The following is a 13,485-nucleotide window of genomic DNA, read 5'->3' as shown; positions in this document are numbered from 1 at the left end:
GTTACAAGATTCACGATATTGAAATTGTGGTTGACCGCCTTATCATTGAACCAGACGATCGTAAGCGTTTGCTGGAGTCTTTACAGACTGCCATGCGGTTAGGTAAGGGAATCATTAAAATTAGTGATAAGGACAATAACGTATCTCATTTCAGCCGTTTCCTTATGTGCCCTACAACGGGTATCTCTTATGATGAGCCGCAACCCAATAGCTTTTCTTTCAACTCGCCATATGGCGCTTGTGAAGCTTGCGACGGACTCGGCTATATCTTCGTTGTTGATAAGGAGTCGGTAATGCCGAACCCTAAACTTAGCATCTTAAATGGAGGCCTTGCCCCATTAGGCGAATACCGCGACATCTGGATGTTCCAGGTATTGAAAGCCCTGGCTAAGAAACACGGATTTTCTCTTTCTACACCTATTGAAAGATTAGGCGATGATGTTATTAATCTACTGCTTAATGGTAGTCACGATTTGCTTTCTGTTGCTGTAGAATACAACAAATGGAATGTGCAAAACTACCAGGTTACTTTCGATGGGATTATTAAATTACTCGAAGAGCAGCAGGAGCGTAAAGGCGAAGGTGCCACTGAGGATATGGATAACTTTCGTAAAATGAAAACTTGTCCGGTGTGTAATGGTGCCCGTTTAAAGAAAGAAAGTCTGCATTTCAAGATCGACGGAAAGAACATCTTCGAATTGGCAGAAATGGACATCAAGAGCATCAGAGCCTGGTTTGAAAATTTAGAGGATAGACTAAATGAGCGGCAGAATACCATCGCCAGAGAGATATTAAAAGAAATCAGGGCCCGATTGGGCTTTTTAAGCGATGTGGGGCTTAATTACCTGTCACTTGACCGTACGGCGCGTACTTTGTCGGGTGGTGAAGCACAACGTATCAGGTTGGCTACTCAAATCGGCTCACAGCTGATGAATGTCATGTATATTCTCGACGAGCCAAGTATCGGCCTGCACCAGCGTGATAACGAACGCCTGATTAATGCCTTGAAAAACCTGCGCGATCTCGGTAATACCGTATTGGTGGTAGAACATGATAAGGAAATGATTCTGGAGGCTGATCATGTCATTGATGTGGGTCCTGCAGCAGGTGTAAAGGGGGGTAACATTGTTGCTCAAGGTACACCTGCGCAGATATTAAAATCAAAAACCCTTACAGCTGCCTACCTTAACGGTAAAAAAGGAATTGAGATTCCTAAAAAACGCCGTTTAGGCAACGGACATAAACTGTCGATCATTAAAGCAAGTGGTCATAATTTAAAAGATGTCTCTGTAGATTTTCCATTGGGTAAGTTTATTGCCGTTACCGGGGTCTCGGGCAGTGGAAAATCGAGTTTAATTACCGAAACGTTATATCCTATTTTAAACCATCACTTTTTCAGGGCGAAGAAACATCCTTTGCCATACGAAAAAATCAATGGGATTAAGGAAATTGATAAGGTCATAGAAATAGACCAGGCACCGATTGGCCGTACACCACGCTCTAATCCATCTACTTATACCGGTGTATTTTCTGATATCCGTAACTTGTTTGTGCAATTACCGGAGGCGAAAATTCGCGGATATAAGCCTGGACGTTTCTCTTTTAATGTTAAAGGTGGAAGGTGTGAAACCTGTCAGGGTGCAGGAATGAAGGTTATCGAAATGAACTTCCTGCCAGATGTTCAGGTGCCATGCGAAGAATGCGGCGGCAGAAGGTATAACAGGGAAACATTGGAAGTTCGTTACCGTGGAAAATCCATTAGCGATGTGCTCGACATGAGTATCGAAGATGCTTGTGTTTTCTTTGAAAACATGCCTTTAATTTACCGTAAAATCAAAACCTTGAAAGAGGTGGGCCTGGGGTACATCACTCTGGGCCAGTCGTCAACGACACTATCAGGTGGGGAGGCTCAACGCGTGAAACTGGCTACCGAGCTAAGCAAAAAAGATACAGGCAAAACTTTTTACATCCTCGATGAACCTACTACGGGCCTTCATTTCGAAGACATCAACGTATTGTTGGGGGTGTTGAATGAGTTGGTTGAAAAAGGTAATACCGTATTAGTGATTGAGCATAATCTGGATGTGGTTAAGGTTGCCGACTGGGTGATTGACCTTGGTGAAGAAGGTGGCGCTGGCGGTGGCAGGATTTTATTTGAAGGTACGCCCGAAGGTTTGATCCAGAACCCAATCAGTTTAACAGGTAAATTCCTGAAAAAAGAAATGGGCTTATAGCCCATTTCTGAATGTTGAATGGTCTATTCATCTCTATCTCATTAAAACAGACTATTCTTTGCTCAGCTTAACAGAAGCTGAGGTGTCCCGTATAAAAATAATTCCATCAAAATCTACCCCTGGCTTTATTGGTAACGGTTTAAATTCCTGCCAGTTAGAATATATATTGGTAATATGAATGGTTTTTCCATTAAAGGGGCTCTCGAAAGGAAAGGGTAGAAAAAACGATTTGTACTTCACTTGTTCAAACAACGTTGACAAAGTACCTTCTTTTGCTTGAAAATGATGTTCTTCAAATTCTCCATTATTTAGAACATTTACCGTCCCTTTGAAGGTGTCAAAACCAATTGAATAAAAGGCATTTTTAAAATGCTGGTTTAAGTAGGAACCCATCGCGAGAGAGTTAGAAGTAGTATCTTTCATAATATGCACATTGTGGGTCCAAACTATAGTTTTGCTTTTTTTAACTTCATAAGATTTGACCAGATTTTCCGTCATGTATTTATCCCGGCTATAAGGGTCAGGCCAGTAATCTTTATGATCAAAACCTGTGATCACCACCTTTTCATCCAATGCCTTATCTTTGTTGTATTGGCTGATCAGTTGAAATAGGTTATATATTTCTTCCGTATTATATAAGCCTATTTTCGCCATAAATTCCTTCAGATTTCCTTCCCTAGATTGTACATATATATTAATTGGCGTTATTAAAGATTGCGGAACTTCAAAGGCAAGTAACTTAAAATTGCAATGATTGATGAGATATGCTATTATGCGTGCTTTTTGCACATAAAACTCCCGTGTTCCATGGGAAGCTTCACCTAGTCCGACCACGGTTTTGCCGTTTAATTCCTTGAGTAAAAAAGACAGGTCGTTATTTCCTAAAGTCGGATTTGAATGTATTTCGTAGGCATTTTTATTGATCCAGTTAAGCGAGTCCTGTCCGGAGGCAGTGAAAGCAAATAATACGAAGAACATAAACGAGGCCATACGTATCCTCCGGCCGTGGTTTGAACAGGCATTTTTCATAAGCTTTGAGTTAAGGTTTTTTAATAGATGTTGATAATGGAAGAAATCCATAACGAAAACATGATGCGCGAAGGTAAATTTCGTTAAATTAGCTATATGCAAACCTTGCTTAGCTCAGAACAAATGCGCATGGCTGATGAATTTACCATCGCAGAACAAAAGATTGCATCCGTCGATTTGATGGAGCGTGCTGCAGAGGCTTTTATTCGTGCTTTCATCCCTTATGAGCCCAACTGTCAGACCAGAATTTCAGTATTCTGTGGTAAAGGCAATAACGGTGGCGACGGGCTGGCCATTGCACGTTTGTTGTATTACAGAGGATACCCAAACCTGCAGGTTTTTATAGCTGATTTTTCGGCTAAGGAATCAAATGATTTTACTGAAAATTATAAGCGCCTTCTGGAAACAGGAGTGGAGATTAAGCACCTGACGGAAGCGGAACAAGCCCTGCATCTGCAAACTGATGTAGTTATCGACGCCATGTTAGGCTCCGGGCTTAACCAGCCACTCAGCGGGAAATTTCTTTCCCTGGTGGCGCTCATGAATGCATTGGGTAAAAGAACCTATTCGGTAGATGTTCCGACCGGATTCTTTGCTGATGGTGCCACACCACTCACTTATGACGGCATCCAGGCCTACCTGACCATCAGTTTCCAGCGGCCAAAACCTAATTTCTTCTTCCCTGAATCAGCAAAAGCTACCGAAAGGTTTGAAGTAGTAGATATTGGTCTGGATGAGGCTTTTATTGAACGCCAACAAGGAGAATTCCAGCTGATAACGGTAGACGATATTAAAACACTGCTAAAACCCAGAAAGTCTTTCAGTCACAAAGGAACCTATGGGCATGCTTTATTAATTGCTGGCGATACCAATACCATGGGGGCCGCGATATAGAACGCCAAAGGCTGTTTGTATGCCGGTGCTGGTTTAACCACCCTGTCTATACCGGCAGCTGGATTAAATACACTAAATACTTCTTTACCCGAAGTGATGTATCTTGACCGCGCTGACATCAGTGAAAGAAACCTGGGTAAATACCAAGCTATTGGTATAGGGAGCGGATTAGGAGACACTGCAACATCAAAAACGCTTCTCGAAGACCTTCTGGATCTCCATCACCCACTGGTAATAGATGCCGATGCCCTTAACATTCTTGCGGGCTATCCGGCTTTGAAGCATAGACTTGCACCCGGCTCCATTCTAACGCCGCATGTTAAGGAATTTGATCGTTTATTTGGCGAACACCTTACCTGGTACGATCGTTTGCTTACCGCCCGTATACAGGCTGATAAGCTGCAGTGCGTGATTGTATTAAAAAACAGGTATACTTTTATTGTAGATGGAGGGAAACAGGTCTACATAAATCCAACAGGAAACCCTGGCATGGCACAGGGTGGAATGGGCGACGTGTTAACGGGGGTACTAACGGCCTTTATGGCACAGGGAAGGCCTGCATTAGAATCGGCTATCCTCTCCTGTTATTTACATGGCAAGGCAGGTGACGCCCTGGCAGCTGACCATTTTAATGTGACGGCTTCACAGGTTGCGGAAAATATCCCCCTGATCACCCGTCATTTAATATGCGATTAGAATTCGAATAAATGCTTTTCTGCATGGTAAGAAGAACGTACCAGTGGCCCGCTTTCTACATACCTGAAACCTTTAGCCATACCCACTTCTTTGTATTTAGCAAATTGGTCAGGGTGAATCCAGTCTACAACAGGGTGATGGTTACGTGTTGGCTGTAAATATTGACCCAGCGTTAAGATATGTACGCCGTTCGCTACTAAATCATCCATCGCTTCGTAAATATCTTCCTCGGTTTCGCCTAAACCAAGCATGATGCCGGTTTTAGTGCGCACACCAAATTCTGAAATGCGTCTTAACGCTTCCAGACTTCTATCATATTTAGCTTGAATTCTTACTTGTTTAGTCAACCTTTTTACAGTTTCCATATTATGTGAAACCACTTCAGGTCTTTCTTCCAATACGCGGTACAGGTTATCCCAAATACCCCTGAAATCAGGAATTAAGGTTTCCAGGGTGGTTTGCGGACTTTCGCGTCGGATGGCCTGTAACGTTTCTGCCCAGATAATGGAACCTCCATCTTTAAGGTCATCGCGGTCTACCGAAGTAATTACACAATGTTTCACCTGCATTAACTTTACCGAGTTGGCCACGCGGTTAGGTTCATCTACATCCACTGCTAAAGGTCTGCCTGTAGCTACTGCACAGAAAGAGCAGGAGCGAGTACAGATATTACCCAAAATCATGAAGGTTGCTGTGCCTGCGCCCCAGCATTCACCCATGTTCGGGCAGTTACCACTTTCGCAAATGGTATGAAGTTTATGCGTGTCTACTAAACTGCGTACTTGCGCATATTCTTTACCAACCGGAAGCTTAACCCTAAGCCAGTTTGGTTTGCGTTGTTTTTGTTCTGCTGAAACAACCGGAAGTTCGATCATGCTCCAAAGTTAAGCAATAGGATTGAATTGTTTAATCACCTGGTTGCTATCCATTAAAAATAATGGTAATCTTGTAGTCAAAATAAGCGGATATGGCTACTTCAAAAATAACTTATAACGGTGGTTTAAGAACCACATCTGTTCACGAACGTTCTGGAGATGAAATCATTACCGATGCTCCCGTAGATAACAAAGGGCAGGGGCAGGCTTTTTCACCTACAGACTTACTGGCAACATCTTTAGGAAACTGCATGCTTACAATTATTGGCATAGCGGCCCAGGAACATGGCTTTAACGTTGATGGTACCACTGCCGAAATTACCAAGGTGATGGCAGAAAACCCCCGCCGTGTTTCAGAAATCAAAGTGAATTTCCAATTTCCGGCAAATGATTACACGGACAAAGTAAAAACAATCATTGAGCGTTCTGCACACACTTGTCCGGTGATCTACAGCCTTCACCCGGATATTGTAAAAACAGTTACGTTTAATTATTAATCACTTCAGCTACTTCATCGGCAGAAATATCTCCATGTGAAGCATCAAGAATGCATTCTCCGTCTTTGATTAACAACACCTGCGGCGATTCATGATGTACCTGAAAAGTTTCAGCTACCTGTGCAGAAATGTTCCGGTAGCTGATTAAATCTAAAAAGTACAGTTTTGTATCTGCAGGGATGGCATCCCAATCCATCTCAAAACGTCTTTTTGCCATGCCGCTCACAGAGCAACGGGTACTGTGTTTAAAAATCAGGCTGTAACCAGGCTGGTTTTTTATTTCCGCAACTTGTGCGATATCGGTAAGGAAGGTCCACTGCATCATTAATCTTTCTTTAGTCTTTGTATTGAATGTTATAGGGTTGCTGCTAACTCAGCCATTTTAATGGCAGTGATAGCGGCTTCGTCGCCTTTATTGCCATGTTTACCGCCTGCACGATCTAAAGCTTGCTGTTGGTCGTTTGTGGTAAGGACTCCAAAGATTACCGGTTTGCTGTGTTTAATGCCTACATTGGTAATACCCTGCGCAACAGCATCACAGATAAAGTCAAAATGTTTGGTATCTCCCTGAATCACGCAACCCAGACAGATAACAGCGTCGAGCTCCGGATGTTTGTTTAAAATAATTTCTGCTGCACCGCTGAGCTCAAAGCTGCCAGGTACGGCTACCGAAATAATGTTTTCTGCTAATGCGCCGTTATTTTTAAGTGTTTCAATCGCTCCGTTGTATAAAGCGCCGGTAACATCGGCATTCCATTCCGCTACGGCTATAGCGAAACGATAAGGGCTTGCATTAGGAACAGTAGTATGAGAAAAGTCGGATAGGTTTTTTAGTTGTGTAGCCATGCCGTAAAGATAAGGATTGCCGGTGGTTAAACAAAAGCTTGTCCAGGACTCCTGAGAAAGCAGGTACGGGAGGCTAATGCACAAAAAAAAAGGGATTGACCATTTTTCAATGACAATCCCTTTCGGTGGTACTAATGATAGTACTTATTTTCTCAAGGTTGCAGCGCGGGCAATGTACTCATCAATCATCGCAGCTTCCTGGCTTGCAGGGTATTCTGTTTTAATTTTAGTGTATGCTTCTTCTGCAGCTTTATAGTCTTTTAGTTGTTCCTGAACCTGGCCTAATTTCTTTAAGAACATTGGCGAAGTGAAGTTATTGCTGGCTTTATCAGCAGCCTTTTTGTAATAAGTAGCCGCTTGTTTATAGTCTTTCAACTCACTGTAAGCATCGCCCAATAAACCAAGAGCCAATGGATCAGCTACAGGGCTTCCTGTCTCTGTGTAATTCCCTAAGGCTTCAACTGCTTTTTTATATTCCCCTTTACGTAAGTAAATGCCCCCTAAATAAAGGTTTGCCAGGTTTGCAGATTTTGTATTTGCATATTCTTTGGCAATTTGTTCAAAACCAGGGTAGCCACCATCGCCGTTAATTGCTTTTGCCGCTAAAGAATCAACACCTAGGTATTGCTCTGCTTTGTACATTTTTGCTGAGGCTTCCTGCGCCCGATCTTTTAAATAGACATTTTGATACCAGATATAAATACCGATCAATACCACGACTGCACCTATAATAAATAACAGGCTTTTTGAGTTCTCTTCAATAAAAGAACCTTTCTTCACAGGGTTGTTTATTTCTTTTTCTGTTGCGGACATTTTATTTTTTAAAAAAATTAAGGATTGCAAAAATACATTTTTCGATTGAAGTATCAACCCCTAAATGCACTATTTAATTAAACTTTAATGATTTAACGTCGGTAAACGGTAACTTTGATGCTATAAACTATGTGGTTAAAAAACATTACCCTCTTAAACTTCAAGAATTACACTGATGCCGATGTTCGTTTTTCGAAAACTGTTAATGCTTTTGTAGGTCCAAACGGCAGTGGAAAGACTAATTTACTCGATGCCATTCATTACCTCTGTTTGAGTAAAAGTTATTTTAATCCTATTGATAGCCAGCAGATTAAAACCGGTGAAGATATTTTTTTGATTCAGGGTGATTTTGAACGGCAGGAAAAAAATGAGAAAATAACTTGTGGTGTAAAACGCAACCAGAAGAAACAGTTTAAACGCAACAAAAAAGAATACGATAAACTGGCCGATCATATTGGTTTATTTCCTGTTGTGATGATTTCCCCATATGATGTGAATATTATTATGGATGGGAGCGAGGAGCGCCGCAGGTTTATGGATAACGTGATCTCCCAAACAGACTCCCGTTACCTCGATGAGCTGATGGTGTATAACCGTCACTTGCTTAACCGAAATGCCTTGTTGAAACAAATTGCCGTAACCCGTAAGTATGATCCTGAACTGCTGCAGATTTTTGACGAACAGCTTGTCGCTTCAGGGAACCGGCTGTTTGAAAAACGTAAGGAATTTATGCAGGAATTTATCCCTTTGTTTGATCAGTATTATTCATTTCTGACCGATGATAACGAAAGGGTAACTTTGGTCTATGCATCGCAATTGAATGACCAGCCTTTCGAAAAGTTATTGAGCCAGTCGTCAGAGAAGGATAAAGCATTAGAAAGGACCACCACAGGGATTCATAAAGACGATTTGATTTTTACAATCGCCGATATGCCACTTAAGAAATTCGGTTCCCAAGGGCAGCAGAAGTCTTTCCTGATTGCATTAAAGTTGGCACAATATGCATATCTGCAGAAGTATAAAGGTTTTAAGCCTTTGTTGTTGCTTGATGATATTTTTGATAAGTTAGATGACCGCCGCATTCGCAAGCTGATGGAAATGGTTTCGCATCATGACTTCGGTCAGATCTTTATTACTGACACCGGAAGAGAAAGAGTGTTAAATGTTTTTGATAGTATTAAAGTTCCTGTAACTTTGTTTGAAGTAAATAATGGAGCGGTAAATCATGCGTAAACCTAATGACATTACCCTGAAAGAGGGTATCAGCAAAATGCTTAATGTATATAAACTGAAAGGTAGATTTGACCAGACTTCTGTAGTGGCCTTATGGCCTGAAATTATGGGGGTTGCCATTGCCAACCGTACGACACAAATCTATGTGTCTAACCAAAAACTCTTTGTACGTATAGAATCATCGGTGATAAAAAACGAGCTTTTAATGGTAAGAACCGGAATCATTCAAAAGATTAATGAACGTACCGGTTCTGAAGTCATTACAGATCTAATATTTTTATAAATACCTAGCCTCTGCCACCAAATATCTTGCTGATTACCCAAATGATTAGGGCAAGGACAATGACTACTAGTATTACACCAGACCAAACGCCGGCTTTAAAAATTCCTTCAATAGCAGAACAACTTGTTAAGGTGGTCATTAATAAAACCACGAGGCTGAGTGGAAGATATCTTTTCATATTCATCATATTTGTTTGTTTAGTAAATAACAACATACGATGAAAATGGTTTGTTAGAGGGGTTATTTAGCGTCTACCGAGATAAGTTCAATCTCAAAAATCAGGTTGCTGTAAGCAGGAATCTGTGGCCCAGCAGCACGCTCTCCGTAGGCTAAAGTATAGGGAACGAAGAACTTATATTTAGCGCCGGTTTGCATGAGTTGCAAACCTTCAGTCCAACCTGCAATCACATTATTCACCGATAAAGGTGTTGGTTCACCGCGGTCGTAGGAGCTGTCAAACTGTGTGCCGTCTAGCAAAGTACCTTTATAATGGACCTTCACCGAAGCCGTTGGACCTGGTTTTGCGCCTGTACCTGGGGTAATAACCTGGTATTGTAAGCCGCTTGGCGTGGTAACTACACCTGCAACCTGTTTGTTTTTTTCGAAAAAGGCTTTTCCTGCGGCAATGCTTGCTGCATGTTGCTTTTTACTGCTTTCCTGGAAAAGATCGCTGATGGCTTTTTGTGCCTCATCAGTAGTTAGTATTGCTTTTTCGTTTTGGAACGCTTCTGTTAACGCTTTATTTAACAGCGTATAATTTAAACTGGTAATGCCGGCACCTTTAAGGTTGGTGCCCATCATTATGCCAAAGGCATAACTGGCAGAATCAAGGCCGTTTTTTAATTCCGGAACCGCTTTCACTGCAGCCGGAGCGGGCGCTTTTTTAACAGGCGCTTTTTTTGTTTGTGCCATCGCAGTAGCCGCAAACAAAGAAACCACGAGGGTTAATGTTATTTTATTCATGTTTGGTATGGTAGTGGTTCGATAATATTACAAAAAAATAAGCACCTTATAGGGGTGCTTATTTTTTTAAAGGGATTTTGAAACTAGAAACGTTCTTCGGCAGAAAAGAAGAAATCACCTTCGATTTGCGCGTTTTCGTCAGAATCTGATCCATGAACAGCGTTAGCGTCAATTGATTTCGCATATTTCTGGCGGATAGTACCTTCTTCAGCTTTAGAAGGGTCGGTAGCACCAATTAATTTTCTGAAATCTTCAATAGCGTTGTCTTTTTCTAAGATGGCAGCAACGATAGGTCCTGAAGACATAAAGCTTACTAAATCATTGTAAAAAGGACGCTCTTTGTGAATTTCATAAAACTTACCAGCAGTTTCAGGAGTTAGTTTAGTGTATTTTAATGCAATGATTTTGAAACCTGCAGCAGTAATATCATTGATGATCGCACCGATGTGACCATTCGCAACGGCGTCTGGTTTAATCATCGTAAAAGTTCTATTTGTAGCCATTTTATTTAAATTTTTTTGCAAAATTACATTTATTACGCTTAATATTAAAGCTTGAAATATTATCACCATCAATTCATCATTAAATTGTTAGCTTTGTAGCGGAATATATGCTATCACTTTCACAACTAAAGTCTTTGCTGGCTACGCCGCAAAAAATTGTAATCACTACCCATCATAAACCTGATGGCGACGCTATGGGCTCCTCTTTAGGGCTATACGCGTATTTGATTCAAAAAGGTCACCACGTAAAGGTTATTACACCGACAGATTATCCTTACTTTTTACATTGGCTTCCAAACAATTCGGATGTAATCATTTACACAGACGAGCCTGATAAGTCGGCGACCTATGTAGCTGAAGCGGCAATTATTTTTTGTCTGGACTTCAATACTTTAACAAGAATCAATGAATTAGGCGAACTGATTCGCGAGGCACCAGGTTATAAGGCGATGATCGACCATCACCTTGATCCGGAAGACTTTGATGATTACCGTCACTGGAACATCAATGCCTGTGCTGCGGCGCAATTGGTGTACGATTTCATTGTAAATGAGATGGATGATATCGCTTATTTAACCAAGGATATTGCAACCTGTTTATACACAGGTATCATGACAGATTCTGGTTCATTCCGCTTTCAATCAGCCACTTCCACGGTTTATAGAATTGCAGCAGACCTTATTGACGCCGGTGCAGAGCATTGGAGAATTCACCAGTTGGTATACGATAATGCCACAGAAAATCGTTTACGTTTCTTAGGCAATTGTTTATCGAACAAACTGGAGATCTTAAAAGACCTGAATACGGCCATTATCACTGTAACTGCGCAAGAACTGGATCATTATAAAATTGTAACCGGTGATACCGAAGGTATTGTAAATTATGCATTATCGGTGAATGGTATTCGTTTGGCAGCTTTTATTATTGAAAGAAAAGATAAGGTTAAGATATCACTTCGATCAACGGGTGATTTTCCAGCTAATGAAATTTGCAGGAAGTATTTCAATGGTGGCGGGCACAGGAATGCTGCGGGTGGATATTCGGATCAGGGATTAACTGAAACAGTAGCTTATTTTAAATCCATTTTACCGGAATATGAAACACAGTTGCTGCTTTAATAAAGCGCAGTAATTGCAACGATAAACAAATAAATAACTCATTTAAGGCCATTGGTCTTGACTCACAAACTAACAACGACAAAAAACGCAATGAAAAAAAGTTTAGTAATTCTTTTTGCGGCTACACTTGGTTTAGCTGCTTGTAACAACTATGAAAAAGGCCCAGGTGGGTTGATGTACAAAATACACCACTCAGCTGGTAAGGAGAAAATTAAAGAAGGCGATATTATTAAATTGAACTTTATTCAGAAAAATGAGAAAGATTCAATTATGGCTAACACCTATGACATGGAGCAACCACAAGTATTTCCGGTAGGAAAGAAAATGTATGCTGGCGATATGAATGATGTATTGTATCTTTTTGGTGAAGGTGATAGTGCAACGTTCAAATTGAACTTGGATACAATGGCTAAATACTCAGGTACGCCTAAGCCAGAGCAACTTAAAAATGATAAATACTTAGTTTTTACTGTGAAAGTGGAAAAAGTATTGAAAAAAGGTGCTAATGAAACGGATTCAGCTTTCCAGGAAAAAGCAAAAGATTTCTTTATGAAAGATTACCAGGCTGCAATTGATAAACATAAAGCAAGCGAAGCAGGTAAAATCAAAAAATACATTGCTGATAACAAACTTAAAGTTCAAACTACGGCTTCGGGTTTACAATATGTGATCACCACACCAGGTACTGGACCAAAACCAGTGGTTGGCGATACGATTATGGTAAACTATACTGGTAAATTAACCACTAAAAAAACCGACGGTAAAGACAATATTTTTGATACAAGTGATATTAAAATCGCTAAAGAATCAGGTAAGTTTAACCCGGCGGCGCAATACGGCCCACGTGAATTTACTTTAGGAAGAGCAATTCCAGGATTTGACGAAGGTTTACAAATGTTAGGTAAAGGTGGTAAAGCTACTTTTATCATTCCTTCTAAATTAGCTTACGGTGAAAACGGTATGCCACAAGGCGGTATCAATCCTTATACACCATTGGTTTTTGAAGTAGAATTAACTGACATCAAAAAACCTACAGGCACGCCTGCATCTGGTGCAAATACAGTAACGGCTACTCCGGTACAATAAGATAATCGCTTTCGAGCAATTACAAAACCCTGTCCATCGCCTTGGACAGGGTTTTTTTATGCCATTAATTCTTTTTCAATACCTTTGTTTTTATGTTATTAACAGATACCCACACCCACCAATATTACGAGAGGGATGAACAAAAACAAGCTGCACTTATGCAGCGTTGTTTCGATGCGCAGGTGCAACGTTTATTTTTACCTAATGTAGATGTGGCGTCGATTGCGATGATCGATGAGTTGGTACAGCGTTATCCGGACCATTGCTTTGCGATGGCAGGCCTGCATCCCTGTGATGTGAAAGAGGATTATGCCGAGTTGTTGACTACGATTAAACAATCGATAACCGGCAGGAGGATCGTAGCCATCGGCGAGATTGGCATTGACCTGTATTGGGATAAAACGACACTGGATAT

At 41.0% G+C, this 13,485-nt stretch carries 17 protein-coding genes; 9 read left to right on the top strand and 8 right to left on the bottom strand.

Features of this window, described 5'->3' with window-relative positions:
* Positions 1 to 2,234, top strand: a 2,234-nt coding sequence (gene uvrA, locus ACR2F3_RS11025) for an excinuclease ABC subunit UvrA (protein ID WP_432710028.1), incomplete at its 5' end; no start/stop codon positions are given.
* Between the two features lie 51 nt (positions 2,235 to 2,285).
* Here uvrA and ACR2F3_RS11020 read toward each other — a convergent pair.
* Positions 2,286 to 3,263 carry an erythromycin esterase family protein gene (locus ACR2F3_RS11020; protein ID WP_432710027.1) on the bottom strand — a complete coding sequence of 326 codons (978 nt, stop codon included), beginning with the start codon at positions 3,261 to 3,263 and terminating at the stop codon, positions 2,286 to 2,288.
* Positions 3,264 to 3,359: 96 nt separating this feature from the next.
* Between ACR2F3_RS11020 and ACR2F3_RS11015 the strand changes: the two genes are divergently transcribed.
* Both ACR2F3_RS11015 and ACR2F3_RS11010 read left to right on the top strand, forming a co-directional pair.
* Positions 3,360 to 4,157 (top strand): NAD(P)H-hydrate epimerase, encoded by a 798-nt coding sequence (locus ACR2F3_RS11015; protein WP_432710026.1) that lies wholly within the window; start codon positions 3,360 to 3,362, stop codon positions 4,155 to 4,157.
* 15 nt (positions 4,158 to 4,172) lie between these two features.
* Positions 4,173 to 4,853 carry an NAD(P)H-hydrate dehydratase gene (locus ACR2F3_RS11010; RefSeq protein ID WP_432710025.1) on the top strand — a complete coding sequence of 227 codons (681 nt, stop codon included), beginning with the start codon at positions 4,173 to 4,175 and terminating at the stop codon, positions 4,851 to 4,853.
* On the opposite strand, the gene lipA is transcribed toward ACR2F3_RS11010, so the two are convergent.
* Positions 4,850 to 5,728 carry a lipoyl synthase gene (lipA, locus tag ACR2F3_RS11005; protein ID WP_432710024.1) on the bottom strand — a complete coding sequence of 293 codons (879 nt, stop codon included), beginning with the start codon at positions 5,726 to 5,728 and terminating at the stop codon, positions 4,850 to 4,852. The genes ACR2F3_RS11010 and lipA overlap by 4 nt on opposite strands.
* Before the next feature lie 92 nt (positions 5,729 to 5,820).
* Between lipA and ACR2F3_RS11000 the strand changes: the two genes are divergently transcribed.
* Positions 5,821 to 6,225: an OsmC family protein gene (locus ACR2F3_RS11000; protein WP_432710023.1), complete on the top strand. Its 405-nt coding sequence runs from the start codon at positions 5,821 to 5,823 to the stop codon at positions 6,223 to 6,225.
* On the opposite strand, the gene ytxJ is transcribed toward ACR2F3_RS11000, so the two are convergent.
* The 3 genes from ytxJ to ACR2F3_RS10985 form a co-directional block, all read right to left on the bottom strand.
* The gene (gene ytxJ / locus ACR2F3_RS10995; RefSeq protein WP_432710029.1) at positions 6,215 to 6,547 is read right to left on the bottom strand and encodes a bacillithiol system redox-active protein YtxJ; all 333 of its coding nucleotides are present in this window, start codon (positions 6,545 to 6,547) and stop codon (positions 6,215 to 6,217) included. The genes ACR2F3_RS11000 and ytxJ overlap by 11 nt on opposite strands.
* Positions 6,548 to 6,579: 32 nt before the next feature.
* Positions 6,580 to 7,071, bottom strand: a complete 492-nt coding sequence (gene ribH / locus ACR2F3_RS10990) for a 6,7-dimethyl-8-ribityllumazine synthase (RefSeq protein ID WP_432710022.1) — start codon at positions 7,069 to 7,071, stop codon at positions 6,580 to 6,582.
* A gap of 144 nt (positions 7,072 to 7,215) precedes the next feature.
* Positions 7,216 to 7,884: a tetratricopeptide repeat protein gene (locus tag ACR2F3_RS10985; protein WP_432710021.1), complete on the bottom strand. Its 669-nt coding sequence runs from the start codon at positions 7,882 to 7,884 to the stop codon at positions 7,216 to 7,218.
* Between the two features lie 129 nt (positions 7,885 to 8,013).
* Between ACR2F3_RS10985 and recF the strand changes: the two genes are divergently transcribed.
* Both recF and ACR2F3_RS10975 read left to right on the top strand, forming a co-directional pair.
* The gene (recF, locus tag ACR2F3_RS10980; RefSeq protein ID WP_432710020.1) at positions 8,014 to 9,117 is read left to right on the top strand and encodes a DNA replication/repair protein RecF; all 1,104 of its coding nucleotides are present in this window, start codon (positions 8,014 to 8,016) and stop codon (positions 9,115 to 9,117) included.
* A complete protein-coding gene (locus ACR2F3_RS10975; RefSeq protein WP_196859687.1) occupies positions 9,110 to 9,400 on the top strand; it encodes a DUF721 domain-containing protein in 291 nt (96 codons plus the stop codon). The genes recF and ACR2F3_RS10975 overlap by 8 nt, the downstream gene beginning before the upstream one ends.
* Positions 9,401 to 9,404: 4 nt before the next feature.
* Here the strand turns inward: ACR2F3_RS10975 and ACR2F3_RS10970 are convergent, their stop codons facing one another.
* The 3 genes from ACR2F3_RS10970 to ACR2F3_RS10960 all read right to left on the bottom strand — a co-directional run bounded on the left by ACR2F3_RS10970 (position 9,405) and on the right by ACR2F3_RS10960 (position 10,866).
* On the bottom strand, positions 9,405 to 9,578 hold the full coding sequence (locus ACR2F3_RS10970) for a hypothetical protein (protein ID WP_432710019.1): 174 nt from the start codon (positions 9,576 to 9,578) through the stop codon (positions 9,405 to 9,407).
* Positions 9,579 to 9,640: 62 nt separating this feature from the next.
* On the bottom strand, positions 9,641 to 10,363 hold the full coding sequence (locus ACR2F3_RS10965; RefSeq protein WP_432710018.1) for an FKBP-type peptidyl-prolyl cis-trans isomerase: 723 nt from the start codon (positions 10,361 to 10,363) through the stop codon (positions 9,641 to 9,643).
* A gap of 83 nt (positions 10,364 to 10,446) precedes the next feature.
* Entirely contained in the window at positions 10,447 to 10,866 is a 420-nt protein-coding gene (locus ACR2F3_RS10960; protein WP_432710017.1) for a nucleoside-diphosphate kinase, read from the bottom strand.
* A gap of 107 nt (positions 10,867 to 10,973) precedes the next feature.
* Between ACR2F3_RS10960 and ACR2F3_RS10955 the strand changes: the two genes are divergently transcribed.
* From ACR2F3_RS10955 to ACR2F3_RS10945, 3 genes are all read left to right on the top strand, one after another.
* Positions 10,974 to 11,984, top strand: coding sequence for a DHH family phosphoesterase (locus ACR2F3_RS10955; protein WP_432710016.1), 1,011 nt, complete (start codon positions 10,974 to 10,976; stop codon positions 11,982 to 11,984).
* A gap of 90 nt (positions 11,985 to 12,074) precedes the next feature.
* Positions 12,075 to 13,070, top strand: coding sequence for an FKBP-type peptidyl-prolyl cis-trans isomerase (locus tag ACR2F3_RS10950; RefSeq protein WP_432710015.1), 996 nt, complete (start codon positions 12,075 to 12,077; stop codon positions 13,068 to 13,070).
* A gap of 158 nt (positions 13,071 to 13,228) precedes the next feature.
* The coding region (locus ACR2F3_RS10945; RefSeq protein ID WP_432710014.1) for a TatD family hydrolase at positions 13,229 to 13,485 on the top strand (257 nt) is incomplete at its 3' end.

The organism is Pedobacter sp. (genome assembly GCF_045627485.1).
Lineage (GTDB): Bacteria > Bacteroidota > Bacteroidia > Sphingobacteriales > Sphingobacteriaceae > Pedobacter.
This window is presented reverse-complemented; position numbering and strand designations above follow the sequence as displayed.

Bases quoted from the DNA above. Each gene is read 5' to 3' on its own strand.
- ACR2F3_RS11020 (WP_432710027.1), bottom strand. From the start codon at position 3,263: ATGAAAAATGCCTGTTCAAACCACGGCCGGAGGATACGTATGGCCTCG.
- ACR2F3_RS11015 (WP_432710026.1), top strand. From the start codon at position 3,360: ATGCAAACCTTGCTTAGCTCAGAACAAATGCGCATGGCTGATGAATTT.
- lipA (WP_432710024.1), bottom strand. From the start codon at position 5,728: ATGATCGAACTTCCGGTTGTTTCAGCAGAACAAAAACAACGCAAACCA.
- ACR2F3_RS11000 (WP_432710023.1), top strand. From the start codon at position 5,821: ATGGCTACTTCAAAAATAACTTATAACGGTGGTTTAAGAACCACATCT.
- ytxJ (WP_432710029.1), bottom strand. From the start codon at position 6,547: ATGCAGTGGACCTTCCTTACCGATATCGCACAAGTTGCGGAAATAAAA.
- ribH (WP_432710022.1), bottom strand. From the start codon at position 7,071: ATGGCTACACAACTAAAAAACCTATCCGACTTTTCTCATACTACTGTT.
- ACR2F3_RS10985 (WP_432710021.1), bottom strand. From the start codon at position 7,884: ATGTCCGCAACAGAAAAAGAAATAAACAACCCTGTGAAGAAAGGTTCT.
- recF (WP_432710020.1), top strand. From the start codon at position 8,014: ATGTGGTTAAAAAACATTACCCTCTTAAACTTCAAGAATTACACTGAT.
- ACR2F3_RS10975 (WP_196859687.1), top strand. From the start codon at position 9,110: ATGCGTAAACCTAATGACATTACCCTGAAAGAGGGTATCAGCAAAATG.
- ACR2F3_RS10970 (WP_432710019.1), bottom strand. From the start codon at position 9,578: ATGAAAAGATATCTTCCACTCAGCCTCGTGGTTTTATTAATGACCACC.
- ACR2F3_RS10965 (WP_432710018.1), bottom strand. From the start codon at position 10,363: ATGAATAAAATAACATTAACCCTCGTGGTTTCTTTGTTTGCGGCTACT.
- ACR2F3_RS10960 (WP_432710017.1), bottom strand. From the start codon at position 10,866: ATGGCTACAAATAGAACTTTTACGATGATTAAACCAGACGCCGTTGCG.
- ACR2F3_RS10955 (WP_432710016.1), top strand. From the start codon at position 10,974: ATGCTATCACTTTCACAACTAAAGTCTTTGCTGGCTACGCCGCAAAAA.
- ACR2F3_RS10950 (WP_432710015.1), top strand. From the start codon at position 12,075: ATGAAAAAAAGTTTAGTAATTCTTTTTGCGGCTACACTTGGTTTAGCT.